Origin of the sequence: Pseudoxanthomonas sp. F37, from assembly GCF_022965755.1 — a bacterium.
Taxonomy (GTDB): Bacteria; Pseudomonadota; Gammaproteobacteria; order Xanthomonadales; family Xanthomonadaceae; genus Pseudoxanthomonas_A.
The window spans coordinates 3368368-3392597 of sequence record NZ_CP095187.1; the positions used below are offsets into that span (position 1 = coordinate 3368368).

Below are 24230 nucleotides of genomic sequence, written 5' to 3' on the forward strand. Positions count from 1 at the left end.
CCCGCCCACCTGCTGCGTCGCAGCAGCCGATGGGGGCTATTCCTCGATCCGTCGCCGCAGGCCCGCGTTTCGTCGCATGGCACGGTCGGATTCGTGCCGGCCGGGACCATTCAGGCTATAGTCGGCGGTGTTCCCTGGCCGCTGTACCCGACCGACAGGAGTCCTTCCGATGCTTCGCGCCAGCCTTGCCCTGCTGCTTCTCGGTGCCTCGGCGGCCGTGCTCGCCCAGAACGGCCGCAGCATCGCCAACGACACCTCCACCAGTTGCCAGGACGTCGGCGACCGCGCGGTCGCCGAGCGCCCGGCCGAGGCCATGCCGGCCGCGCCGGATGCGCGCCGGGCGCGTGCCACGGCGGTCCGCAACAAGTACGCCGCCCCGGCCGCCGCCGTGCTGCCCCCGGCCTCGCGCGGGGGTGGCGACGACGACGACACGCCGCTGCCGCGCAGTCGTGGTTCGAAGTGGCACAGTTTCCTGCCGGGCATGTTCCGCTGACGCGGACGGCACTACCCGGTGATCGGCCTGCTGCGCCGCCTGCGGCGCCCCGCCCCGTCCATTGACGACACCCTCTGGCGCGCCATGCGCGCCGGTACGCCCTGGGTATCGGCACTCGACGACGCCCGCGCGGATCGCCTGCGCGGACTGGCGGCGCGCTTCCTGCACCAGAAGACGATCACGCCGCTGGCCGGACTGGACCTGGACGACGGTCAACGCCTGCAGCTGGCGGCGCTGTGCTGCCTGCCCCTGCTGGAGTTCGGCGAGGCGGGGCTGCGCGGCTGGTCGCAGCTGATCGTCTACCCGGACGCCTTCCGCGTGCAGCGCACGCACACCGATGCGGCCGGCGTCCTGCACGAATGGGAAGACGACCTGGCCGGCGAAGCCTGGGACCAGGGGCCGCTGATCCTGTCCTGGGCCGACGTGCAGGCCGACCTGGCCGAGCCCGATGCGGGCTTCTGCGTGGCCGTGCACGAGATGGCGCACAAGCTGGACGTGCTGGATGGCGAACTGGACGGCACGCCGCCGCTGCCGGATGCGTGGCACGGCCGTTGGGCGCGCGACTTCCAGCGCGCCTACGACGACTTCTGCATGCAGGTGGACCTGGGGCGCGAGACCGCGATCGATCCGTACGCCGCCGAAGCGCCGGAGGAGTTCTTCGCGGTGGTCACCGAGTACCACTTCTCGGCCCCGGGCATACTCGCCGCATCGATGCCGACGGTGGCCGAGCACCTGCGCAGGTTCTACGGGCCGTCGCCGTTCGCCGGCTGACCGCCGGCATCCTTCGGGCGACCGGTTACAGGCCCGGCGGCAGGCGCACTTCGAAGCGGGCGCCACCCAGCTCTTGCGAACGCTTCACCTGCAGCTCGCCGCGGTAGTCGCGGATCAGGTCCTGCACGATCGACAGGCCGATGCCGTGCCCCTGCACGCGTTCGTCGCCGCGCACGCCACGCTGCAGCACCTTGGCCACATCCTCCTCGGCGATGCCGGGACCGTCATCGTCCACCGCCAGGAACAGTCCCGGGCGCCGCTGCGGCGCCACCGCGCCCACCTCCACCGTCAGCAGCACCCGCGAGCGCGCCCACTTGAAGGCGTTCTCCAGCAGGTTGCCGATCAGTTCTTGCAAGTCGCCGGTCTCGCCGTGGAAGCGCGCGCGCGGGTCGATCTCGAACTCGCAGATCACGCCCTTGGACGCATAGACCTTCTCCAGCCCGCGCACGATCTCTTCGGCGTGGGGCTCGATCTCCACCGCCGCCGAAAACAGCTTGTGGCCGCTGGAAGCCGCGCGTGCCAGCTGGTAGGACACCAGGTTGTTCATGCGCTTGAGCTGCACGTCCAGTTCCTGGCGCAGCGCATCCGGATCGGTACTGTTGTCCAGCTGCGTGCGCAGCACCGCGATGGGCGTCTTCAGGCTGTGCGCCAGGTCGGCCAGGGTGTTGCGCTGGCGCTCCAGGTTCTCGCGTTCGCTCTCGATGAAGGCGTTGATGCTGTCGGTCAGCGGCTCCAGTTCGCGCGGATGGCTTTCGGTCATCCCGGACAGCTCGCCGCGCTGCACGCGGCTGAGTTCGAAGATGACGCGCCGCAGCGGGCGCAGGCTCCACCGCAGCACCAGCATCTGCAGCAGCAGCAGGATCACGCCCGCGCCGCCCAGATAGACCCACAGCGAGCCGCGGAACACGCGGATCTGCGCGCTCAGCGCCTGGGCGTCCTCCAGGATGTAGATGCTGTAGGGGATCTCGGCGTGCTGGTGGGTGGCGGGCCATGCGTATCCCACGCCGTAGCGGTAGGCCTGGCTCTCGCTGCCGTCGGCGCGGCGGATCGGCAGCGGCCCCTCGAACGACTCCTCCAGCGCACCCAGCAGCTGAGGCACCGGCAGCTCGGGGCCGAGCGTGGAATTCGACCCCCACGGCGGCACGCCCTGCAGCACCACCTGCGCGTACATGCCGCTGTCGGGCATGTCGAAGCGCGGATCGGGCGTGTTGTACGGCGGAATGAGCGTGCCGTTGCGGCCGAACTCCACCTTGTCGGTGTAGTACAGCGCGTAACTCTTCAGGCGTTGCCGCAGGTTGTCTTCGGCGGTGTCGACGAAGGCACGGTCCAGCGCGTAACCGGCCAGGGCCAGGAACGCGAGCAGCGCCAGGCTGGCGGCCAGCAGCTGGCGCGCACGCAACGAACGCGGCCGCCACCCGTCGAACCGGTCACGGCCGACGGGGGCGGGAGGTGCGGCGCCGGAGGGGGGCGCGGGCATCAAGTGCAGGCGATGCCGGCGCGATGCATCAGCCTTCGCCGCTGCGCGGGATGGCGAAACGGTAGCCGCGGCCGCGCACGGTCTCGATGGGCTTCAGCTCGCCATCCGGGTCCAGCTTCTTGCGCAGGCGGCCGATGAAGACTTCCAGCACGTTGGAATCGCGGTCGAAGTCCTGCTGGTAGATGTGCTCGGTCAGGTCCGCCTTCGAGACCAGTTCGCCGGCATGCATCATCAGGTATTCGAGCACCTTGTACTCGTAGCTGGTCAGGTCCACGTTGCTGCCGTTGACGCTGACGGTCTGCGCCGCCAGGTCGAGCGCGACCGGGCCGCATTCCAGCGTGGGCTTGCTCCAGCCGGCGGCGCGCCGCAGCAGCGCGTTGACGCGCGCCAGCAGTTCCTCGACATGGAACGGCTTGACCAAGTAGTCGTCGGCGCCCTGCTTCAGGCCCTCGACCTTGTCCTGCCAGCTCGAACGCGCGGTCAGGATGAGCACCGGGAACTTCTTGCCCTCGTCCCGCAGGGCCTTGATCAGTTCCATGCCCGACATCTTCGGCAGGCCCAGGTCGATGATGCCCACGTCGAACGGCACTTCGCGACCCATGTACAGGCCTTCCTCGCCATCCTGGGCCGCGTCCACCGCGAAGCCTTCGCGCTTCAGGCGCGCGGCAAGGGTTTCACGCAGGGGGGCTTCGTCTTCGACCAGCAGGATACGCATGGACTCTCCTTGGGAATGCGGCGCGGCGCCAGGCCGCGCGGGACGTGCTCGTGTGAGCCGTGATTCTACGTAAGACTACGGGCGCGGGGGGTTATCGCCGCGTGGAGGCTGGGTCATGTCCCGGCGCGGACGCGCGGGCGCATCGGCACCGCGCCGGGCGGGGCCGGCATCGTCCATGGTCCGCACCCGGCCACGGTCGTCCACGTACTTCACCCGGTTGATTTCGCGGCCGTCGTACTGCAGCCGTTCGACGCTCAGCACCTGGCCGCCGGTTTCGTTGCGCACGCGCCGCACCGAGTCCGACATCGACGAACGGTGGGCACGCTCTTCGGCACGCGGGAACGCCCGCTCGCGCGGGGGCGGCCCATCGCCACGGCCCTGCTCATCCTGCGCCAGCGCCCCCGGGGTTCCGGCGACAGTGGCGAGGGCCGCCAGGGCGGCGGCGGCGAGGATCGGAGTACGGAAGCGCATAACGGAATCGTAACGGAACTGGGGTCGCGAAACTGAACGAAACCCGAAACCGCCTCTGGAGAATGGAAGCGCAGTCTTGGTCCGCAGCAGTGAATCCGTTCTGAATTTATCCACAGCGCGACGACGCGCATTCAGGCAGCTGAATGCTCAGAAAATCTCGGCCACACAACACCTTAGCGATCCGCCCCCTGCCTCGATGGCCTCCAGCGGCACGCTGCGGACCGCGAAGGCCGCCCCCGCTTCCAGCTGCGCCAGGGTGGCGGCATGGAGCGCCTCGCGGGCCCGCCGGCTCATCCATACCGACTGCTCGGTCAGGGCGATCGCATTGCCGGCAAAGGCGGCCTGCTCGGCCGGCGACAGCACCACGACATGCGGCCCATACAGCGCATGCAGGACCCCGGAGACATCGCCCTGCAGCGCGTGCGGACAGACCAGGGCCGCCCGGCCGGCCAGCACGGCGAGCAGCACATTGGTGTGGTACTCGCCGGGCGCCAGGTCGAACATCAGCGTGGCACGCAGCCCGAACGCCGCGTGCATCAGTGCCGCGCCGGCTTCGTCGCAGCGCTCGGACAGGCCGCAGAAGCCGATGCCGCGCGCGCGGTCGATGACCAGCGCGCCGGTCAGTTCGCAGGGGTGCGGCTGGCCGGACAGGTCGGTCTCCGCATAGCCCAGCACGTTACGGAAGTACCCGCGGATATCCGGCCGTGCCGCTTCCCGCTGACGTACGGGGTGGCGCATGCGGCCCACGATCAACCGTGGCTCGCCGCCGACGCGTGCGGTGGCGAACACGTTGTTCGGGAATACCGCGTCCGGCGTCGCGGGATCGCCGGGGAAACAGACGACGGGCACGTCCTGCGACAGCGCGCGGTGCAACGCCCGGTGCTCGCGCAACGCCGCCTCCGCATCGAACGCGCCGGCGCCGGCCATGTAGCGGTTGTCCTGCGCGGATTGCTCCGCCCGCATGAAGCCCTCCGGCGAAACCAGGAAGGCCGCGCGTGCCGTCGCCGCGCCGAAGTCCGGCGCCAGCATGCTGGCATGGGTGGTGAAGGCCGCGATGTCGCGGGTGATCACGACTCAGGCCGCCGGCCGCAGTTCGCGCGTGGTCGCTGCCAGCGCCTGCTCCACCAGCGACCAGTCCGCACCGGGCTTGTGCGCGCCTTCGCTGAGGATCTGCCGGAACGCGCGTCCGCCCGGCTGCGCATGGAACAGCCCCAGCACGTGCCGGGTCAGGTGCTTCAGCGCCACGCCCTTCGCCAGCTGCGCCTCGACATAGGGCCGCCACGCGCGCAGCAGGTCCGCGCGCGGCGCGATCCCGCCAGCGAACAGCGCCGCCTGCATTTCATGCAGTACGTAGGGCTCGTGGTACGCCGCACGGCCGATCATCACGCCATCGCTGTGCTGCAGGTGCTCGTGCACCTGCGCGGTCGTGGTGATGCCGCCGTTGATGGCCACCGTCAGTTCCGGCCGCTCGCGCTTGAGGCGGTAGGCCCAGTCGTAGCGCAGCGGCGGGATCTCGCGGTTCTCCTTCGGCGACAGCCCCTGCAGCCATGCCTTGCGCGCATGCACGAAGAACACGTTGCAGCCGGTCGCCGCCACGGTATCGATGAAGGCGCGGAACAGGTCGTAGTCCTCCTGTTCATCCACACCCAGACGGCACTTCACGGTGACGGGAATGTCGACGGCATCGATCATCGCCGCCACGCACGCGGCCACCAAGGCGGGTTCCTTCATCAGGCAGGCGCCGAACCGCCCTGCCTGCACGCGGTCAGACGGGCAGCCGACGTTGAGGTTCACCTCGTCGTAACCCCATTCCTGTGCGATGCGCGCCGCCTGCGCCAGGTGCGCCGGTTCGCTGCCGCCCAGCTGCACGGCCACCGGATGCTCGCCGGCATCGAAGCCCAGCAGGCGGTCGCGGTCGCCATGGATCACCGCCTGCGCATGCACCATCTCGGTATACAGCCGCGCATTGGGCGCCAGCAGCCGGTGGAACACCCGGCAATGCGTGTCAGTCCAGTCCATCATGGGGGCGACGGACAGGCGCAGGGACGCTTCATAGCGCGATTTTTCGCAAGAATCCAAGGCGTTGTCTCGTTCTTTCTGTTGCTCTGTTGCGCTCATGATCAGTCAATTTCGGCGGTTTTCGGGCTGGGATTGCCACGCTGATTGCCACGCAGGGCTCAGGTAGCATCGCCCGCATGGGTGCCCTCGTCAGCCGCCGTCGCCAAGGCGGATCATTAGGGTACACCGCCCCCATCCGTATCCACCGGCAGGGCACGTGCCTCCACTCCGGGTCGGAGAGGCCTGATCGCCGCCCGCTGGCCGCCGAATGGATGCCGCGCCGGGAAGCCGAGCTGGACCCGATGCGGGCCAATGGCGAGCCGCGGGGCAAGGGCTGACCCTCGCCGGGGTGCTGGAGTGGTACGGGAAGAAGATCAAGAGGGTCGGCAATCGCCGCGCGTTCTGCATGCTGTCCGAAGCTTGGGACATCGTCGACCGACAGCCAGGGTTGCGATCGAAGATGTGGACGGCACGCCGATCCCCGATCCGCGCGTGCTCCCTTACAACCCCAGGCCGGTGGGCGCCAACGCTACCCGTGCCCGCAGGCGCCGTGTCCGTCGGCATTGCGTTTCCACGAACTCCAACACGAAGCCACCTCGCGCCTGTTCGAACGCGGTTACGACATCCCGGAGGCCGTCCAGTTCACCTTGCACGCGTGCTGGACGACCCTGAAGCAGCACACGTACGTCCCACCCAAGCATGTCGGGGAACGAGCAACAGGACCGTCTCGGCGTAGTCAATTTGCCATTTATATCAATACGGATATAATTGTGCCCATCAAGCCAGTCGAGTTCCTGGGAGATTCCCTGGATCGCCTCCGGGAATTTCCCGATGACGCGAAGCAGGACGTCGGCTACCAACTGGACCGCGTGCAGCACGGGCTGCAGCCGGACGACTTCAAGCCCATGCCCTCGATCGGCAGGGGCGTCGAAGAGATCCGGATATGGGACGACGCAGGCACCTATCGCGTCATCTACACCGCTCGTCTGGCCAATGCGGTCTACGTGCTCCATGCCTTTCAGAAGAAGACGCAGGCCACATCGAAACGCGATATCGAACTGGCGAAGCAACGCTTCGCCCAACTGACCAGGAAGCAGCCATGACCAAGACGAAGAACGAGCGGTACGCCAGCGTCTGGGATGCGCTGGCCGACACCGCCGAGGAAGCCGCCAACCTCAAGGTGCGCGCCGAGTTGATGCGCAAGATCGCTTCGCTGATCCAGGAAAGTGGCTGGACGCAGGCCGCGGCGGCGGAGCGTTGCGGCATCACCCAGCCGCGCATCAATGATCTGCTGCGTGGTCGCATTTCGCGGTTCTCGCTCGATGCGCTGGTGAACATCGCTTTTGCCCTGGGTCAGCAAGTTCATATCGAACTTGAGGCCGCCTAGACACGGACATTGGCTTTCATAGGGATTTTGAAGCAATCATCCCTCTCTCGTCACCGCCATAACAGCCGCCCTTGGCATTCCCTGTGCTTGGCGGCAAGCGCGGCCCTTTCAGGGCTTCCGCTCTAACAGCGATTTCAATTTGGAAGCTCGACGCTCCGGAGAGCTGCCATCTGCTGGGATCTGAAAGGCCATCGAAAGCGATCCGTCCATTCACGCCTGGGAAGGAACCCTTGCGGTTTTTCGATGGCGTCCCTCGTGGGGACGTCATGCCGTCGTTGTAGAGTGCGTCCCCGTGCTCACTCCCGCGCCACGAACCTCAACCCCACCCCAGGCTCGGTCGCGATGTAGCGCGGCGCAGTGGCGTCGTCGCGCAGCTTCTGGCGCAGCTTGCCCACCAGGATGCGCAGGTAGTGGGTGTCGTCCTGGTGATCGGGGCCCCAGAGTTCGCGCAGCAGCTGCGGCTGGGTGACCACGCGACCGGCGTGCTGCAGCAGCAGCGCCAGCAGGGCGAACTCCTTGCGGCTCAGCGCCAACGGTTCGCCGTCCAGCGTCACTTCGCGGCGGCCCAGGTCCACATGCAGGCGGCCGTCGTCGAACACCGGCATCGCCGCGTCCGCGGGGGCGATGCGCGCGCGCAGCAGGCTGCGGATGCGCGCCATCAGTTCCTGTACGCCGAAGGGCTTGGTGACGTAGTCGTTGGCGCCGCCGTCGAGTGCGGCCACCTTCTCCGCCTCGCCGTCGCGCACGGTCAACATGATCACCGGCACCTGCGACCACTGGCGCAGTTCGCTCAACACACCGTGGCCGTCCAGGTCCGGCAGGCCGATGTCCAGCACCACCAGGTCGGCGCCGTGCGCGGCCAGCTCGGCCAGGCCGGCGCGCCCGCTTCCGGCCGTCGCCACCACGTAACCCTGCGCACGCAGGCTGATGTCGAGGAAGCGCCGGATCTGCGGCTCGTCGTCGATCACCAGGATGCGCGGCGGCGGTGCGGATGCGGGCGGTGGCGCGGTGTACGTCAAACCGGCTCCTGGGCGGGGGTGAGCAGCGGCAGGGTAATCCGGATCACGGTGCCGCGGCCATCGGCCCCCGGCAATGCCTGCACGCTGCCGCCGTGGGCGCCCACCATGCCCTGGCAGATCGCCAGCCCCAGGCCGGTGCCCTGCCGGCCGCGGTCGCCACGCTCCACGCTGTAGAACATGTCGAAGATGCGCGCGCGTTCGTCTTCCGGAATACCGGGCCCGCGGTCGCGCACGTCGATGCGCAGCGCGCCGTCGACGAGCTTTGCGTCGATCCGCACCGGTTCGCCCGGCGGAGAGAACTTCGCCGCGTTCTCCAGCACGTTGAACACCGCCTGCTCGATCAGCGCCGGGTGCACCCAGATCGCCGGCAGGTCCGGCGCCACCGTGGTCTGCACATGGACGCCCGGCTGGTAGCGCTGCAGGCGCTGCACCGCCGAACCGAGCAGTTCGTCCACGCCGATCCAGTCGCGGTTGAGCGTCAATCCGCTATGGCCGAGGCGTGTCATGTCCAGCAGGTTCTGGATGTAGCGGTCCAGGCGCTCGCCTTCCTGCTGGATGGTCTCCAGCAGCGCGCGCCGGTCCTCGCCCCCCATTGCGTCCCAGTAACTGGCCAGGCTGCTGGCCGAACCGATCATCGACGCCAGCGGCGAGCGTAGGTCGTGCGACACCGAAGACAGCAGCGCCGACCGCAGGCGTTCGGTCTCGCCGCTGACGCGCGCGTCTTCCAGTTCGGCGACCAGGCGCGTGCGCACGACCGCCTGCGCGATGTCCTCGGCCATCGCCTCGGCCAGCCGGCGCTGTTCCGGCAGCAGGCGCACGTCGTGGTCGAAGCGCAGCCCCAGCACGCCCAGGCTGCCGCGATCGCCGCGCAGCGGCAGGAACCAGCGCCCCGCGCCGGCCAGCGTGTCGGTGTGGCGCCCGGTAGGCTGGCCATGCTGTTGCGCCCAGTCCGCGGCGGCGCGATCAATCTCGCTAAGCGCGACGCCGTCCGGCTCCTCCCGTCCCTGCACACGCAGCCACGCTTCGGCCGACAACGCGCGCGCCAGCGCCTTGCGACCCGCGGCCAGCACCTGCCCCAGGTCCGCCGCACCGGCCAGGTCGCGGGCGAGCGCCTGTAGCGCGGTGGCCTGCGCGTTCGCCGCGCGCAGGGCCACCACCTGCATGCGCAGGCGCGAGGCCAGGCGCCCGGCGACCAGCGCCGCCACCAGGAACAGGAACACCGTGGTCACGCCCTGGCGCGCGCCGATGTTGAAGGTGAAGCGCGGCTCGATGAAGAAGAAGTTGTAGGCCAGGAAACTCAACAGCGCGGCCACCACCGAGGCGGTCATCCGCGTGCGCGCCGCCACCAGCACCACCGCGACGATGAACACCATCGACAGATCGTCCAGGCCCACCCAGCGCTCCGCGACGGCCGCCACGCCGACCGCCAGCACCGACGCCATGACGGCGAAAGCCAGGTCGTGCCGGCCCAGCAGGTCCCAGGGCCGCGGGCCTCCACGGCGCGCCCGTGCGCGGGCCTCCGGCGTGCTGATGATGACCAGTTCGTAGTGCGCGCCACGCTGCAGCAGTTGCTGGGTCAGCGTACGGTTGAACATGCGCGCCACCGGCCGCTCCCGCGTGCGCCCGAGCACCAGGGTGGAAGCACCGTTCTGGGTGGCGTGGTCGAGCAGCGCGTCGGCGATGCGCGTGCCGCGCAGTACGTCGGTCTCCGCGCCCAGCCGGCGCGCCAGCGCGAACGCCTGGTCGATCTCGCGCTGGCGCACCTCGTCCACCGTATCGGACACCTGCACGGTCACCACGCTCCACGGTGCGTCGCGACGCTCGGCGATGCGGCGTGCCGCGCGCACCAGGTACTCGGACTGGCCCAGGCCGTCGATCGCCACCAGCACGCGCCGGCGCAGCGGCATGCCCGGCAGGCCGCGCGCCGCCTGGTCTTCGCGCAGGTCGGCGTCGACGCGGTCGGCCGCGGTCTGCATGGCCAGTTCGCGCAGCGCGATCAGGTTGGACGGCGAGAAGAACGCCTGCAGCGCCTGCGATGCCTGTTCCGGCAGATAGACCTTGCCTTGGTGCAGGCGCTCGATCAGTTCGCGCGGCGGCAGATCGACCAGCACGATGTCGCGCAGGCGGTCGAACACCGCATCCGGCACGGTCTCGCTGACGCGTACGCCGGTGATCCGGTGGACGACGTCGTTGAGGCTCTCCAGGTGCTGGATGTTGATGGTGGTGTGCACGTCGATGCCGGCATCGAGCAGTTCGATGACGTCCTGCCAGCGCCGCTCGTGGCGGCTGCCGGGTGCATTGCGGTGGGCCAGCTCGTCCACCAGTGCGATCTGCGGGCGCCGCGCCAGCAGCGCGTCCAGGTCCATCTCCTCCAGCCAGCGGCCCTGGTAGGCCACGCGCCTGCGCGGCAGGATCTCCAGCCCCTCGGTCAGAGCGGCGGTCTCCCCGCGCCCGTGGGTCTCGACGATGCCGACCACCACGTCCCGTCCCTGCCGCCGCAGTTCGCGGGCGCGCGACAGCATGGTGTAGGTCTTGCCCACGCCGGGCGCGGCGCCCAGGAAGATCGTCAGCCGCCCGCTCCGTTCGCGCTGCAGGTGGTCGATCAGGGCATCGGCCTGGCGGTGTCGGGCATCGGTCATGGGCCTATTCTGCCTGTTGTCGTGGTGCGCCCATCGCGTGCCGCATCCGGAATGCGGTCAGCGCAGTGGCATATGGTGGGCCAGCGCCATGACCACCAAGGCATAGCCGATGGCGGCCATCAAGAGGGCGGCCCGGAACGCCAGCTCGCGGCGCCAGGCGCCGAGGCGCCGCCTGCGGCCGGCCAGCCCCTTCTGACATCGATCATGTTCCATGGTGCATCACTCCGGTTCTCGCGCCCCGTCCAGGGCCAGGTTGAGTTCCAGCACATTGATGCGCGGCGCGCCGAGCAGGCCGAACTGCGGGGACTCGGTGTGGGTCGCGACCCGTCGTTCGACCTCGTCCACCGGCAGGCCGCGCGCGCGGGCCACGCGGGCAACCTGGATCTGCACCGCGGCCGGTGAGAGATGCGGGTCGATGCCGCCGCCGGACTGGGTCACAAGGTCGCTGGGTACCGCGTCGGGCGCCACGCCCTCGCGCGCAGCGACCGCGGCCCGCGCTTCATCGATACGGCTGCGCAGGTCGGGGTTGGTACGGGCCTGGTTGCTGCCGGCCAGCGCCATCACGTCGTACTTCGCCGCGGAGGGACGCGACTGGAAGTAGCGGTCGTCGGCGAACGGCTGGGCGACCAGCGAGGAACCGACCACCTTGCCGTCGCGTTCGATCAGGCTGCCGGTGGCCTGGTGCGGGAACAGCATGCGGCCCAGGCCGGCGCCGGCCAGGGAGTACAGCAGACCGAAACCGAGCAGGGTCACGCCGGCCAGCACGAGGGCCGGGCGCCAGACCGGCGCTGCGGCGGTGGAAGAAGGAGAAGAGGTGGTCATGGGAAGTCCTCAGGCGCCGATGACGGCGGCCAGCAACAGGTCGATGAGCTTGATCGCAGCGAACGGCAGCAGCACGCCGCCCACGCCGTAGACCAGCATGTTCCGGCGCAGCAGCGCGGTGGCGCCGGCCGGGCGGAAGCGCACGCCGCGCAGCGCCAGCGGGATCAGCAGCGGGATGATGATGGCGTTGAAGATCAGCGCCGCCAGCACGGCATTCGTCGGGCTGGAAAGCCGCATCACGTCGAGCGCGCCCATCGACGGGATGGCGGCGGCGAACAGCGCCGGCAGGATGGCGAAATACTTCGACACATCGTTGGCCAGCGAGAACGTGGTCAGCGCGCCGCGCGTGATCAGCTGCTGCTTGCCGACTTCCACGACCTCCAGCAGCTTGGCCGGATCGGAGTCCAGGTCGACCATGTTGCCGGCTTCCTTCGCCGCCTGTGTGCCGGAGTTCATCGCCAGGCCCACGTCGGCCTGCGCCAGTGCGGGCGCGTCGTTGGTGCCGTCGCCGACCATGGCGACCAGCCGGCCGCCGGCCTGTTCCTGGCGGATGCGCGCCAGCTTGTCCTCGGGGCGGGCCTGGGCGATGTAGTCGTCCACGCCCGCCTCGGCGGCGATGGCGGCGGCGGTCAGCGGGTTGTCGCCGGTGATCATCACCGTGCGGATGCCCATGGCGCGCATGTGGGCGAACTTCTCCTTGATGCCGTGCTTGACCACGTCGGACAGTTCCACCACGCCCAGCACGTGGTGGCCGTCGCTGACGACCAGCGGGGTGGCGCCATTGCGGGCGACCTGTTCGACCCCTGCGGCGAGTTCGGCCGGTGCGGTTCCGCCATTGGCCTGCACGTGTTCGAGGATGGCGTCGGCTGCGCCCTTGCGGATGCGGCGCGCACGGCCGGGGCCGGTACCCGCCAGGTCCACGCCGGACATGCGGGTCTGCGCGGTGAAGGCGACGAAGTGCGCATGGGCCGGCTCCACCAGCGTCGCGCCCTGCTCGCGCGCCAGCCGCACGATGGACTTGCCTTCCGGCGTGGGGTCGGCCAGCGAGGACAGCATGGCGGCATCGCGCAGCTGCTCATGGTCGATGCCGGCCAGCGGGTGGAACAACGTGGCCTGACGGTCGCCGTGGGTGATGGTGCCGGTCTTGTCCAGCAGCAGCACGTCGACGTCGCCCGCCACTTCGACCGCCTTGCCCGACTTGGCCAGCACGTTGGCGGCCAGCGCGCGGTTCATGCCGGCGATGCCGATGGCAGGAAGCAGGCCGCCGATGGTGGTCGGAATCAGGCAGACCAGCAGCGCGACCAGCAGCAGCGGATCGAGCCTGGCGCCGACGAAGCCGGCGATGAAGGGCAGCGTGACCACGACGATGAGGAAGGTCAGCGTCATCGTCAGCAGCAGCAGGCCGAGTGCGATCTCGTTCGGGGTCTTCTGCCGGTTGGCGCCTTCGACCAGCGAGATCATGCGGTCCAGGAAGCTGTGGCCGGGCTCGGCGGTGATCTTCACCACGATCTCGTCGGACAGCACCTGGGTGCCGCCGATCACGCCGCTGCGGTCGGTGCCGGCTTCGCGCAATACCGGCGCGGACTCGCCGGTGACGGCGGATTCGTTGATCGTGGCCAGGCCCTTGACGATCTCGCCGTCGGCCGGGATCTGTTCGCCCGCGGAGACGATGACGTAGTCGCCCGGCTTCAGTTCGGCCGCGGGCAGGCGGCGCTCGGCGCCGCCCAGCGGGGTGTCGATGCGGCGCGCCACCAGGTCCTTGCGGGCGCGGCGCAGCGAGGCCGCCTGGCCGCGGCCGCGTGCCTCGGCCACGGCCTCGGCGAAGTTGGCGAACAGGACGGTGATGAACAGCAGCGCGGTCACCGCCCAGCCGATGCCCGGGCGGGTGCTGCCGGCCAGGGTGAGGCCGGCGGTCAGCAGCGTGCCCAGCCAGACCACGGCCATCACCGGGTTCTTGAAGGCATGCTGCGGGGCCAGTTTGGTGAAGGAGCCGATGACGGCGGCGCGGAAACCCGCACTGTCGAGTAGGGCCGGCGTACGGCCGGCGTGGCGTGGGGAAGAGGCGGAATGCGTCATGTCGGTGTTCTCAGAGCGCGCTCAGGGCCAGGTGGTCGGCGACGGGGCCGAGGACCAGCACGGGCATGAACTGCAGCAGGGTCAGGATGACGACCACGGCGATCAGGGTGAGCGCGAAGGTCGGGGTTTCCGCCTTGAGGGTGCCGGGGCCTTCGGGCGTGGCGCGCTTGCGCGCCAGCGAACCGGCGATGGCCAGCGGGATGATCAGCGCGGGATAGCGACCCAGCGCCAGCATCAGCGACGCGCTGAGGTTCCACCAGTACGTCGCATCGCCCAGGCCTTCGAAGCCGGAACCGTTGTTGGCGAATGCTGAAACGTATTCGTAGAACACCTGGCTGATGCCGTGGAACGACGGGTTGGAGTTACCGGTGATCGCCGGCACCGCCAGCGTGATGGCGGTGAAGGCCAGCAGCGCCAGCGGCTGCAGCAGCACCAGCGCGGCCAGCAGCTTCACTTCATGCGCTTCGATCTTGCGGCCGAACAGTTCCGGCGTGCGGCCGGTCATCAGGCCGGCGAGGAACACGCTGAGCAGCAGATAGACAAGGAACTGCTGCAGGCCGCAGCCGATGCCGCCCCAGATGGCGTTCACCAGCATGTTGCTGATCGTCACCAGGCCGGTCAGCGGCGCCAGCGAGTCGTGCATCGCATTGACCGAGCCGTTCGAGGTCTGCGTCGTGAAGGCCGCCCACAGCGCGGACGGGGCGGCACCGAAGCGCACTTCCTTGCCCTCCATCAGCGCGATGTCGCTGGACGTGCCCGACAGGCTTTCGGACCACACGGCCGCGCCCGCGGACACCAGCGACATCGTCAGCATGGTGCCGAACACCAGCGCGGTGAACTTCCTGCGCCCGGTGAAGCTGCCCACCATGAAGGCGATGCTGACGGGGATGAGGATCAGGGCCAGCGTTTCCAGCAGGTTGGAGAACGGGGTGGGATTCTCCAGCGGCACGGCGCTGTTGGGGCCGTACCAGCCGCCACCGTTGGTGCCCAGTTGCTTCACCGCGACCATCGGAGCCACCGGACCCAGCGCGATCTTCTGCTCGGCCATGCCGGCGGAAGCGTCGATGGGCGTGGCGACGGGGCCGCCGTCCAGCGTGGCCGGCACGCCCTGGCTGGTCAGCGCCAGCGACCACACCAGGCACAGCGGCAGCAGGAAGCGCACGGTGGGACGGATGACGTCGGCCCAGTAGTTGCCGACATCGGCGTCGCCGCGACCCTGCTTCGGCATGTCGCGCGGCTGCCGTCCATGGCGGGACAGTACCTGTTCTGGAGCGTCCTGCCCGGCCATCCCTGCCCGGGCGCTCACGGTCGCGTCCGATGCCGACAGGGCATCGGACGAGCCTGCGCCCGCTCGCCCACCGAACAGGCCGCGCAACGTGGCGGCGACCAGGGCCAGGCCCATCATCGGCGTGACCACCTGCAGGCCGACGATCGCGCTGGCGTGCGCCAGGTACGACAGCTGCGCCTGGCCGGAGTAGTGCTGCTGGTTGGTGTTGGTGAGGAACGACACCATGGTGTGCAGCGCCAGGTCCCAGCGCATGTTGGGGATGCCATTGGGATTGAGCGGCAGCCAGGCCTGGGTCATCAGCACGACCCAGACGATCACGCCCAGCACCACGTTGCTCAGCAGGAAGGCCTTGGCGTAGCCCTTCCAGCCCATGCCCTGCGAAGGATCGACGCCGAGCAGGCGGTACAGGGGACGTTCGATGAAGCCGAACAGCCGGTCGCCGCGCATCGGGGCGCCGCGCATCACTGCGGCCAGGTAGCGGCCCAATGGCCAGCCCAGCGCGATCGCCAGCGCGAAAACAAGGAGGAATTCAGTCATGGGAGTCGTCCATCGGCGTGCGTGCACGCCGCGTGATCAGCAGGAACAGAAGACCGGCGCCGGCGAGCAGGCCCGCCAGCCCCAGCAACAGGTAGAGGAAGGACGCGAGCACGGCCGCCGTCAGAACGAGGCCTGCAGCGCCGCTTCCACGCGCGAGCCGGCCAGGCCGGGGAACAGCGTCTTGGCGCTGCTGTCGGTGGCGTGCGCGGTGACGCGCAGCTCGAACGGTGCCTTGAACGCCCACACCGCGCCCAGCTGTGCGTGCGCGTAGCTGTCGTCGTAGGCGTCGTCCAGCCAGTAGTATCCGGCGGCGGCTTCCAGGCGGAGCTGGTCGCTCAGCGGAAACTTGGCGCCCAGCTGCGCGTAGGCGCCGGTTTCGTCGGTGGCGAGCGCTTCGGTGGAGTACGCCAGCTGCGCCCAGTAGTTCTGCTTCCAGGTCAGCGTGCCGATGGCCTCGGTCCAGTCGAGGTCGACGGTGGTGGACGGGTAGCGGTAGTGGGTCAGGTTGACATCAAGCGCCCAGTCGTCCGACAGCGTGCCGCCCCAGCCCACGGTGACGTCCAGCTCGCTGCTGGCCTCGGTTTCCGGGGCGAACTCGACGTTCGAGCCCCACACCGCGCCGTACAGGCCGCTGTCGGCCGTGGCCTTGAATCCCGCCTGCACGGCCGGGTCGCCCTGGGTCTGGGTGGTGCCGCGCCAGACGTAGTCGGTGGTGAGCGCACCGGAACCGTTGAAGGTGGCGGCTTGCGCGGTGCACGCCGTCGCCAGCAGCAGGCCGGCGGCGGCAGCGGAAACGACAGGACGCGCAGGCAACGCGCTGCGCGGGAGGAACGACGAGCAAGACATGGACGCGATCCTGGCGGGAGGAGTTCCGCCGACCGCGAAAGTCTGGTCCTGCCCCGCGTAAAGCCGCCATGCGCTTCCCGCGAACCGCCGTAAATTCGGCGTAAAACCGCGCGCCCTGCCTCAGCCGGCCGTGCGCGCCTGCGGTGACGGCGTGCCGAGCACGTGCTCGGCATCCTGGTCGAACACGGGCGCGGCGAACGGCGCCGGACCCGGCGTGCGGCCGAAGGCGATCGGCCGGGTGACGCCGCGGTAGCTGCCGACGACGGGATGGGCGATCTCGGCCACCATGTCCTCGGCCAGCACCTGCGGGTGCTCGAACATGTCCTCCACGCGGCGTGCGGCCGCGCAGGGCACTTCGTCGCCGAAATGCGCCTCCCATTCCATCGCGGTGCGCGCCTGCAGCGCAGCATGCAGCTGCGGCACGATCTCCGCGGCCTGTGCCGCACGTTTGCGCACACTGTCGTAGCGCGGATCGTCGGCCAGCGCATCCAGGCCGGTCAGCCGGCACAGCGCCTTCCAGAAGCGCGGCGTGTTGGCGGACAGGTACAGGTAGCCCTCGCGCGCCGGATGGATGCCGGTGACGCCGCCGGAGCGCATGTCGCGGCCGATGTCGAGCGCCTCGCCTTCGGCCCAGATCATCCGCGCGGACTGCATGGTCAGCGCACTGCGCAGCAGCGAGATACCGACGAACTGCCCGCGCCCGCTGCGTTCGCGCTCGTACAGCGCCGACGACACGCCGGCGGCGAGCAACGCCGCCGCGTAGTAGTCCACCACCGAGCCGTAGATGATTTCCGGTGCGCCGCCGCGCTTGCCCTGCAGCGTGCACATGCCGGTCATGGCCTGCAGCACCTGGTCGTAGCCGGCCTTGTCCTTCATCGGTCCGTGTTCGCCGTAGCCGGTCACCGCGCAGTAGATCAGGCGCGGATTGATCAGCGCCATGCGGTCGAAATCGATGCCCAGCCGCTTCGGCACGCTGGGGCGGAAGTTGTGCACCAGCACGTCGGCCTCGCGCACCAGGCGCAGCAGCGCCGCATGGTCGGCCGGCCGCTTGAGGTCCAGCGCGATGCCCTGCTTGCTGCGGTTCACGCCGAGAAAGGCGCGGCTCTCGCGCTCCAGCGTGGACGGGTACTGGCGCAGGTTGTCGCCATCGGGCGGTTCGACCTTGATGACGTCGGCGCCCTGGTCGGCCAGCAGCGTGCAGCCGTAGGGCCCGGCGATGTAGGCGCTCAGGTCCAGCACCTTTACGCCGGTCAACGGACCGGCAGGGCCGGTGCGCAGCCGCGAGCGGAAGGGAGACGGATTGTCCATGGGAAGAGGCTCCTTCAGCCGTCGCCGCAACGGCGGTGGCCAGTCTGTGCCACGTGGCGGGCGCGATACAGCCAGCGGCCGTAACTTCTGCTGCCACAAATTCTTGCGAGCGCACGCGCGCTCATGGCGGCGGCAGCGACAGCCAGGTCAGCCGCCACGCGCCATCATGCCGTCCCCCGGCGCGGTAGTAGGGCCAGAACAGCAGCGGGGGCCGGCTGGCCGGCTGCAGCGAGATGGCCGCGCCCTCCTCGCCGTCGGTCACCGGGAGCACCTGCAGCCAGTCGTCCTGCGGACCGTCGGGCAAGCGGAGGGTCTCTTCGGTCTTGAAGCCGTCGATCAGGCCGGTGGCGTACGCCAGCGGGCCGCGCGTGAGGCCCACGTAGTGCAGGTCCAGCACCTGCTGGTGGACCTCCGATCCGTCCGGCGCGCGCGATTCCTGCACGTTGCGCAACACCTGCCGGTGCAGCACCGGCCGCAACGGGAACGCCAGCTGCACGTGGTCGTCGCGGCGCCACAGGCGGCGCACGGCCAGGAAGGTACCCGGCACCACCGTCGCATCGACCGCTTCGCCATTGACCGACACCGTGGCGCCTTCGGCCCAGGACGGGATGCGCAGGTGCAGGTCGAAGACGGCCTCGTGTTCGGGGCGCACGTCCAGCGACACCTCGCCGTCGAACGGATACCCGGTGCGCTGGCGCAGCGCCAGCGTCCCGGCCTGGGGGTGCGCCAGCCGCGCTTGGCCCGGACCGTACAGCTGCACGCGGACCGCTTCGCCCTCCACGGCATAGGCCAGCGCCGGCAGTTCCTCGAGCGCCATCGCACCGCTGGACTTGCAGCAGCGCCAGTAGGTGGTATGCACGCGCCGCCCGTTCGGGAACGAGTAGTAGCACCAGTCCTCGCCATCCGGCGCCTGCGCGCCGAGCAGGTCGTTGTAGGCGGTGCGCTCGATCTCTTCGGCGAAGCGCGCCTCGCCGGTCAGCCGCAGCAGTTCGCGGTTGAACTGGATCCACGACAGCAGGGAACAGGTTTCCACGTAGGCGTTGGGACTGAAGCTGCCGCGCGCATTGAAGACCTCGCGCGAGCGATGGGCCACGCCGCCCCACGGACCGCCACCCAAGGTCAGGTGGTGTTCGCGGATGTTGTGCCAGATGCGCTCCAGCGCATCGCGCAGGCCGGCATCGCCGGCAAGGCGGCACAGCTTCACCAGCGCCACCAGGTTCCACAGCAACTGGTAGGCCTTGCCGGTGGCGATCTCCGATGCATCGGCGCCGGCTTCCAGCGCGGGCAGCAGGCGCAGCGCGGGGTGCGCATTGGCCTGCTCCAGCACGCGCTGCGCCAGGACGAGGAAGCGCGGCTCGCCGGTTTCCTCATGCAGCTCCAGCGCGGCATCCATCAGCACGGTGGCGGACATGCCGTGATGGTTGCCCAGCGTGGTGATGTCGATGCCCGACGCCAGCGCCTGCGCGCACAGGTCGGCGATGCGTCCGGCGGCCTGCGTGTAGCGCGCGTCATGCAGGGCGCGGGCGGTTTCGACCAGGCCGAGGACCAGGTAGGCGTGCACCCAGATGTCCCAGGTGCGCAGCGCGGGCGCACCGTCCCAGCTCGGCGGCCTGGGCGGCTGCGGATGCACGAAGCGCCGCGCGTCCGCGTAGGTGCCCAGGTAGCCATCGGCTTCCTGCACCGAGAGCAGATAGTCCGCGACACGCCTCAGGTTATCGCCCAGCACGGCATAGCCACTGCGGACGAACGCGCGCGCAGCGGCCGACAGCCACTTCCCCGCATGTTCGCCGTACCAGTCGCCTTCGGTGTTGTACGCACGGTGTTCCGGTGAGAACAGCGCGATGGCCGGGCTGTCCGGCGCGGTGATGAAGTGCGTCAGGCGGCCGCGCAGGTTGGCATCGAGGGCTGCGCCCAGGACACCGCCAAGCACGACCGACGGCGACGCGCCGGAACGGGCGGTCGCGCTCATGCGGCGTCCACCACGCAACGGAAGCCGATGCGTCCGGACCGGTCCTTGGCCGGCGCCATCAGCAGCAGCTTGCCGTGCTGGTCCAGCCGCCGGGTCTGGGGGAAGTACCAGTGCGAGGTGCGCGGCTCGTAGTCGCTGCCGCCGCGCACGATGGCCGCACGCGTGTGCGCGTCGTGGAACTCGTCCGTCCATTGCCAGACATGGCCGACCAGATCCTGCACGCCGAACGGGCTGGCCCCTGCCGGGTGCATGCCCACATCGGCCGGCGGCGGCAACGTGCGGCCGCGGAACACCGGCGGCGCGGCGTCGTCGCGCCACGCATCGCCCCATGGATACAGCCGGCCATCGGTTCCCTGCGCGGCGTATTGCCATTCCCACCCGTGCGGCAGGCGCTTGCCGGCCCAGGCGGCGTAGGCGCGTGCGTCCTCCAGCGACACCCAGGTGACCGGCTTGTTCTCCCAGCCGGGCTGCGGCGCACCGTCGCGCCAGTCGCGGAGGAAGTTCAGCGCATCGCGCGGCGCATAGCCGGTGGCATCGACGAACGCCTTGAACTGCGCGTTCGTCACCGGATGGCGGTCGATGTGGAAGGCCGCCACCTGCATGCGGTGGCGATGGTGGCGCCGCGCGGTCGGTTCCCACGGGAACTGCACGTCCACGCCTTCCCACACCTGCCCTTCTATCTCGATGCCCTGCACGGCGAACAGGAACTCGCCCGCCGGGATGGTCACCATGCCGTCCGGCGCGATGGCCTGCGGCGCGGTCGGCGCTATCGGAAGCAGCGTCTGCGGCAGGGCTTTCCACTGCGCGGACAGCGATGCCAGCGGCGTGGCGGCATGAGCGGCCATCTGCGCCAGGAACGCCTGCAGGCCTTCTTCCTGCGCGCCTTCGCGCAACGCCAGCAGCGCGCCGAAGCCTCGACCCTCCAGTGTCGTCTCCAGGATCGCCTGGCCGTCGATGATGCGCGGCTGCAGGACACCGCCGTTCCACAGGTCGATGTAGCGCGTGCCATCCACGTGCGGTATCGCCAGCTGCTCGCCGGCGATCGCGTATTCATGGCGGTTGACCAGCGTCCACAGCGTGCGGCCCTCGCCCGGGAAGCGGCTGGCGAAGATGCCGGCCTGCAGCGTGCGCTCGTACGGGCGCCAGTCCAGGCTGACCAGCAGCGGTGCGAAGCGGCGGTATATCGCGGCGATGCGACGCAGCGCTTCGGCGTCGCGCGGGGTCAGCTGGTTCCACAGGCCCCAGACGTTCTCCCACGCGTTGTAGCCCACGCCGTTGAAGAAGATGTACTGCAGGTCGTGGGTGCGGTCGCGGCCCCAGCGGTTCTCGTAGTTGATCATGTGGCGCGGTTCCAGCCACTTGAACTTCGCCACCGGCGGCACGACTTCGTTCGGTGCCTTCTTGCCCCAGCTCTGCACGTTCCAGATCAGGTGTTCCTCGGCGCTGATCGTGGACTCCGGCTGCACCACCACCGGATGGCCCAGCGCATCGCAGGCGTCGAAGAAGGCGCGCGGCACGCCGTTGTAGGTGTCGCCGTTGATGCCGTCCGCGCCGACCGCCTTGACGATCTTCGCGACGGCCTGCCAGTCGGGTTCGCCCTCGTCGCGGGTGCCGTTGTCCCACGGCATGGTGGTGAGGAACACGCGCACGCCGCGGCGGTGGAAGTCGTCGATCGCACCCCGCAGGCCCTCCAACCCGCCGGGCAGGCTGCGGGCCAGGTCGAACTGGTTGCGGTCGTCCACGCCGATGTTGGGGTACACACACCACAGCAGCACGCTGTCCAGGCCGCCGAAGCGGGCTTCCAGGTCGTCGAGATAGCGATCGACCGTGTAGCGGCCGGCGACGGGGTCGTAGAGGTAGCGGTCCTCCACCATCACCTGCGCATGCACGAAGTTGCGCTGCGCCCACTGCAGTTCCGGCCTGCGGTAGTGGGCGTCGTCGTAGCCGATGCGGGTGAGATGCTCGCGCCGCCAGTCCTTCAGCTCGGCGACCCAGTCGTCGGCCGAGGCGTTGGCATCGATCTTCCACTGGCCGATGTCGGCGAACGGCCAGCCCGGCGCCTTGCCCGGCGTGGGCAGGTAGCGCTGGGTGGTGACGTGCGAGAACTTGTATTCGGTCTTCACCACGTGCGGTGACCCGTCGAGCTCGGAGGCTTCGTGGGAGCCGGGGAAAGCGGGGGTATTCATGGGTGGGGTCTTGATCGTGATCAGGAAAGGCCGCAGTAGGCCGCCAGGACGCTGCGCCGCGCGGGTTCGTCGGCATGCCCGGCCAGCCAGGCCTCGACCTCTGCGCGCATCGGGATGCTGGCCTGCGCGCCCAGGCGGGTGCAGGCCAGCGCGGACGCCGCACTGGCGAAGCGTAGCGCGTCCTCCAGTCCTGCTTGCTCGGCCAGCCGCGCCGCCAGTGCGCCGCAGAAGGTGTCGCCCGCCGCGGTGGTGTCGACGGCATCGATGGGGAACGCGGGCTGCAGAAAGACCTCCGCACCCCGCCGCGCGAAGCAGCCGCGCGCGCCCAGCGTGACCACCACGCAGGGCACCGGCAGGCGCGCCGCCTGGGTGGACACGTTGCCCTCGCCGGCCAGCGTGGCCAGCTCGCCTTCGTTCACGACCAGCACGTCGACGCTGTCCAGCAGGCCCGGCGGCAGCGCGGCGGCGGGTGCGGCGTTCAGCACCACGCGCACGCCGGCCTCGTGGGCGAGTCGCGCATAGCTGGCCACGCTGTCCAGCGGCGTTTCCAGCTGCAGCAGCAGATGGCCGATGCCGCGCAACGACGGCAGGTGGTGCGGCCGCAGGCCCGTGTTGGCGCCGGGCGCCACCGTGATCGCATTCTCCGCGTCGTCGGACAGGCAGATGAAGGCCGTGCCGCTGGCGGCGTCCGGCACACGCACGATGTGCAGCGCGACACCGGCATCGGCCAGCGCGGCTTCCAGCACCCCGGCGTAGGGATCTTCGCCCAGCGCCAGCAGCATGCGCGTGGGCACGCCGCCGGCACGCGCGCTGGCCACGGCCTGGTTGGCGCCCTTGCCGCCAGGGAAGGTGGCGAAGCCGCGCCCGAGTACGGTCTCGCCCGGCGCCGGCACATGGTGCGCGCGCACCACGAAGTCCAGGTTGGCCGATCCCGCGACGAGCACGCCGTCATGACCGCGGCTCATGGCGACACCGCCGTGTAGGCCGCTCGATAGAACGGCCCGGCGAGCTTGGGCAGCGCGGGCGTGTCGTCGCCGGGCAGGTGCTGCGACAGCAGCAGGATCACCAGGCCGCGCTCCCGATCGATGGTGAAGTAGGTGGAGGCGGCCCCGGACCAGCCGAACTGGCCGCGCGATCCCGGCCGTGCGGCGACGGCCGGATCGGTGACGACATAGCCGCCCAGGCCGAAGCCCTCGCCCGGTTCGGGCGCGGGCACGGCCGGGTCGAAGCGGCCCAGCTGGTCGGACATCATCATCGCCACGGTATCCTCGCGCAGCAGGCGCACGCCCTCCAGCCTGCCGCCTTCGGCCAGCATCCGCGCGAAGCGCAGGTAGTCGGCCGCGGTGGAGTACAGGCCGCCCGCACCGCTGGTGTAGGCGCGCAGGCGGATGCCGGGCTGGCGCGCAGAGGGTGTATCGGCCAGCACGCGCCGACCGCCGGCATCGCGCGTGGTGAGCGCCATCACGCGGCCACGTTGGGCGAGAGGCACCTCGAATCCGGTGTCGCGCATCCGCAGCGGCTGGAAGATGCGCGTGCGCAGGAAGACCTCCAGCGGCTGCCCGCTGGCGACTTCGATCACGCGGGCGAGGACCTCGGTGTTGACGCCGTCGTAGCGGAAACGCGTGCCCGGCTCGCTGGCGAGCGGTGCGCGGGCGACGCGCTCGGCATAGCCGGCAAGATCCGAGGCGTCCTCCGGCGCCTGGGCCTGCAGCAGGGCGGAGGCCACGCGGATGTCGTCTCCGCCGGTGGCGAAACCGGCGGTGTGCGTCAGCAGGTGGCGTACGGTGGGCACGCGCCGCACCGGCACGAGCACGGGCGCCTCGACGCTGCCGCCGGCGACGCGCCGCAGGCCGGCGAACGCCGGCAGGTAGGTGGCGACGGGGGCATCGAGCTGCAGCCTGCCCTCTTCCACCAGCATCAATGCCGCCACCGAGGCGACGGGTTTGGTCATCGAGTAGATGCGGAAGATCGCGTCTTCGCGCAGCGGCTGCCGCGCTTGCAGGTCCGCATGGCCGGCCACACCGCGGTAGACCACGGCCCCCCGCTCGGCGACCAGGGCAACGGCGCCCAGGTAGCCATCAGGGCCCACGGACTGCGCCAGCACCGCATCCATCGGCGCACGCGGCAACGCCGCCGGGGGGAGCCGGCCGTCGCGCAGGCGGCGAGCC

21 protein-coding genes are annotated in these 24230 nt (G+C 69.9%); 4 read left to right on the forward strand and 17 right to left on the reverse strand.

The genetic code is table 11. The features are described 5' to 3' along the window. Positions 1–169 precede the first annotated feature (169 nt). Together MUU77_RS15875 and MUU77_RS15880 are read left to right on the forward strand one after the other, a co-directional pair. Positions 170–493 (forward strand): hypothetical protein, encoded by a 324-nt coding sequence (locus MUU77_RS15875; RefSeq protein ID WP_245088800.1) that lies wholly within the window; start codon positions 170–172, stop codon positions 491–493. Positions 494–577: 84 nt separating this feature from the next. Beyond that, complete coding sequence (locus MUU77_RS15880; RefSeq protein WP_245094583.1) at positions 578–1264, forward strand: M90 family metallopeptidase; 687 nt, start codon at positions 578–580, stop codon at positions 1262–1264. Between the two features lie 25 nt (positions 1265–1289). Here MUU77_RS15880 and MUU77_RS15885 read toward each other — a convergent pair whose 3' ends face one another. The 5 genes from MUU77_RS15885 to dusA form a co-directional block, all read right to left on the reverse strand. Further along, a complete protein-coding gene (locus tag MUU77_RS15885) occupies positions 1290–2741 on the reverse strand; it encodes a sensor histidine kinase (protein ID WP_245088803.1) in 1452 nt (483 codons plus the stop codon). A 28-nt stretch (positions 2742–2769) separates the two neighbouring features. Beyond that, positions 2770–3456 (reverse strand): response regulator transcription factor, encoded by a 687-nt coding sequence (locus MUU77_RS15890; protein ID WP_055937106.1) that lies wholly within the window; start codon positions 3454–3456, stop codon positions 2770–2772. A gap of 75 nt (positions 3457–3531) precedes the next feature. Beyond that, positions 3532–3927, reverse strand: a complete 396-nt coding sequence (locus tag MUU77_RS15895; protein WP_245088806.1) for a hypothetical protein — start codon at positions 3925–3927, stop codon at positions 3532–3534. Between the two features lie 147 nt (positions 3928–4074). After that, positions 4075–4998, reverse strand: coding sequence for an arginine deiminase-related protein (locus tag MUU77_RS15900; protein WP_245088809.1), 924 nt, complete (start codon positions 4996–4998; stop codon positions 4075–4077). Positions 4999–5001: 3 nt separating this feature from the next. Continuing rightward, entirely contained in the window at positions 5002–6045 is a 1044-nt protein-coding gene (gene dusA / locus MUU77_RS15905) for a tRNA dihydrouridine(20/20a) synthase DusA (RefSeq protein WP_256452056.1), read from the reverse strand. Between the two features lie 707 nt (positions 6046–6752). Between dusA and MUU77_RS15910 the strand changes: the two genes are divergently transcribed. After that, positions 6753–7088, forward strand: coding sequence for a type II toxin-antitoxin system RelE/ParE family toxin (locus MUU77_RS15910; protein WP_245094586.1), 336 nt, complete (start codon positions 6753–6755; stop codon positions 7086–7088). Continuing rightward, positions 7085–7372 (forward strand): XRE family transcriptional regulator, encoded by a 288-nt coding sequence (locus MUU77_RS15915; RefSeq protein ID WP_245088814.1) that lies wholly within the window; start codon positions 7085–7087, stop codon positions 7370–7372. The genes MUU77_RS15910 and MUU77_RS15915 overlap by 4 nt, the downstream gene beginning before the upstream one ends. A 296-nt stretch (positions 7373–7668) precedes the next feature. Here MUU77_RS15915 and MUU77_RS15920 read toward each other — a convergent pair whose 3' ends face one another. The 12 genes from MUU77_RS15920 to MUU77_RS15975 all read right to left on the reverse strand — a co-directional run bounded on the left by MUU77_RS15920 (position 7669) and on the right by MUU77_RS15975 (position 24175). After that, positions 7669–8391: a response regulator transcription factor gene (locus tag MUU77_RS15920; RefSeq protein WP_245088817.1), complete on the reverse strand. Its 723-nt coding sequence runs from the start codon at positions 8389–8391 to the stop codon at positions 7669–7671. Continuing rightward, the gene (locus tag MUU77_RS15925) at positions 8388–11030 is read right to left on the reverse strand and encodes a sensor histidine kinase KdpD (protein ID WP_245088819.1); all 2643 of its coding nucleotides are present in this window, start codon (positions 11028–11030) and stop codon (positions 8388–8390) included. The genes MUU77_RS15920 and MUU77_RS15925 overlap by 4 nt, the downstream gene beginning before the upstream one ends. A gap of 57 nt (positions 11031–11087) precedes the next feature. Then, positions 11088–11243 carry a hypothetical protein gene (locus MUU77_RS15930; RefSeq protein ID WP_245088822.1) on the reverse strand — a complete coding sequence of 52 codons (156 nt, stop codon included), beginning with the start codon at positions 11241–11243 and terminating at the stop codon, positions 11088–11090. Between the two features lie 6 nt (positions 11244–11249). Further along, positions 11250–11852 (reverse strand): potassium-transporting ATPase subunit KdpC, encoded by a 603-nt coding sequence (kdpC, locus tag MUU77_RS15935; protein WP_245088824.1) that lies wholly within the window; start codon positions 11850–11852, stop codon positions 11250–11252. A gap of 9 nt (positions 11853–11861) precedes the next feature. Next, complete coding sequence (gene kdpB, locus MUU77_RS15940) at positions 11862–13928, reverse strand: potassium-transporting ATPase subunit KdpB (protein ID WP_245088828.1); 2067 nt, start codon at positions 13926–13928, stop codon at positions 11862–11864. 10 nt (positions 13929–13938) lie between these two features. Further along, a complete protein-coding gene (gene kdpA / locus MUU77_RS15945; RefSeq protein WP_245088831.1) occupies positions 13939–15753 on the reverse strand; it encodes a potassium-transporting ATPase subunit KdpA in 1815 nt (604 codons plus the stop codon). A gap of 120 nt (positions 15754–15873) precedes the next feature. Continuing rightward, the gene (locus MUU77_RS15950) at positions 15874–16599 is read right to left on the reverse strand and encodes a TorF family putative porin (protein ID WP_245088834.1); all 726 of its coding nucleotides are present in this window, start codon (positions 16597–16599) and stop codon (positions 15874–15876) included. Positions 16600–16719: 120 nt separating this feature from the next. Next, positions 16720–17907: a CoA transferase gene (locus MUU77_RS15955; protein ID WP_245088836.1), complete on the reverse strand. Its 1188-nt coding sequence runs from the start codon at positions 17905–17907 to the stop codon at positions 16720–16722. 121 nt (positions 17908–18028) lie between these two features. Beyond that, the gene (locus MUU77_RS15960; RefSeq protein WP_245088838.1) at positions 18029–19876 is read right to left on the reverse strand and encodes a beta-L-arabinofuranosidase domain-containing protein; all 1848 of its coding nucleotides are present in this window, start codon (positions 19874–19876) and stop codon (positions 18029–18031) included. Further along, on the reverse strand, positions 19873–22062 hold the full coding sequence (locus MUU77_RS15965; protein ID WP_245088840.1) for an SUMF1/EgtB/PvdO family nonheme iron enzyme: 2190 nt from the start codon (positions 22060–22062) through the stop codon (positions 19873–19875). Before MUU77_RS15965 ends, MUU77_RS15960 begins: the two co-directional genes overlap by 4 nt. 20 nt (positions 22063–22082) lie before the next feature. Then, a complete protein-coding gene (locus MUU77_RS15970; RefSeq protein ID WP_245088842.1) occupies positions 22083–23027 on the reverse strand; it encodes a ribokinase in 945 nt (314 codons plus the stop codon). Beyond that, the gene (locus MUU77_RS15975; protein ID WP_245088844.1) at positions 23024–24175 is read right to left on the reverse strand and encodes a serine hydrolase domain-containing protein; all 1152 of its coding nucleotides are present in this window, start codon (positions 24173–24175) and stop codon (positions 23024–23026) included. The genes MUU77_RS15970 and MUU77_RS15975 overlap by 4 nt, the downstream gene beginning before the upstream one ends. Positions 24176–24230: the final 55 nt, after the last annotated feature.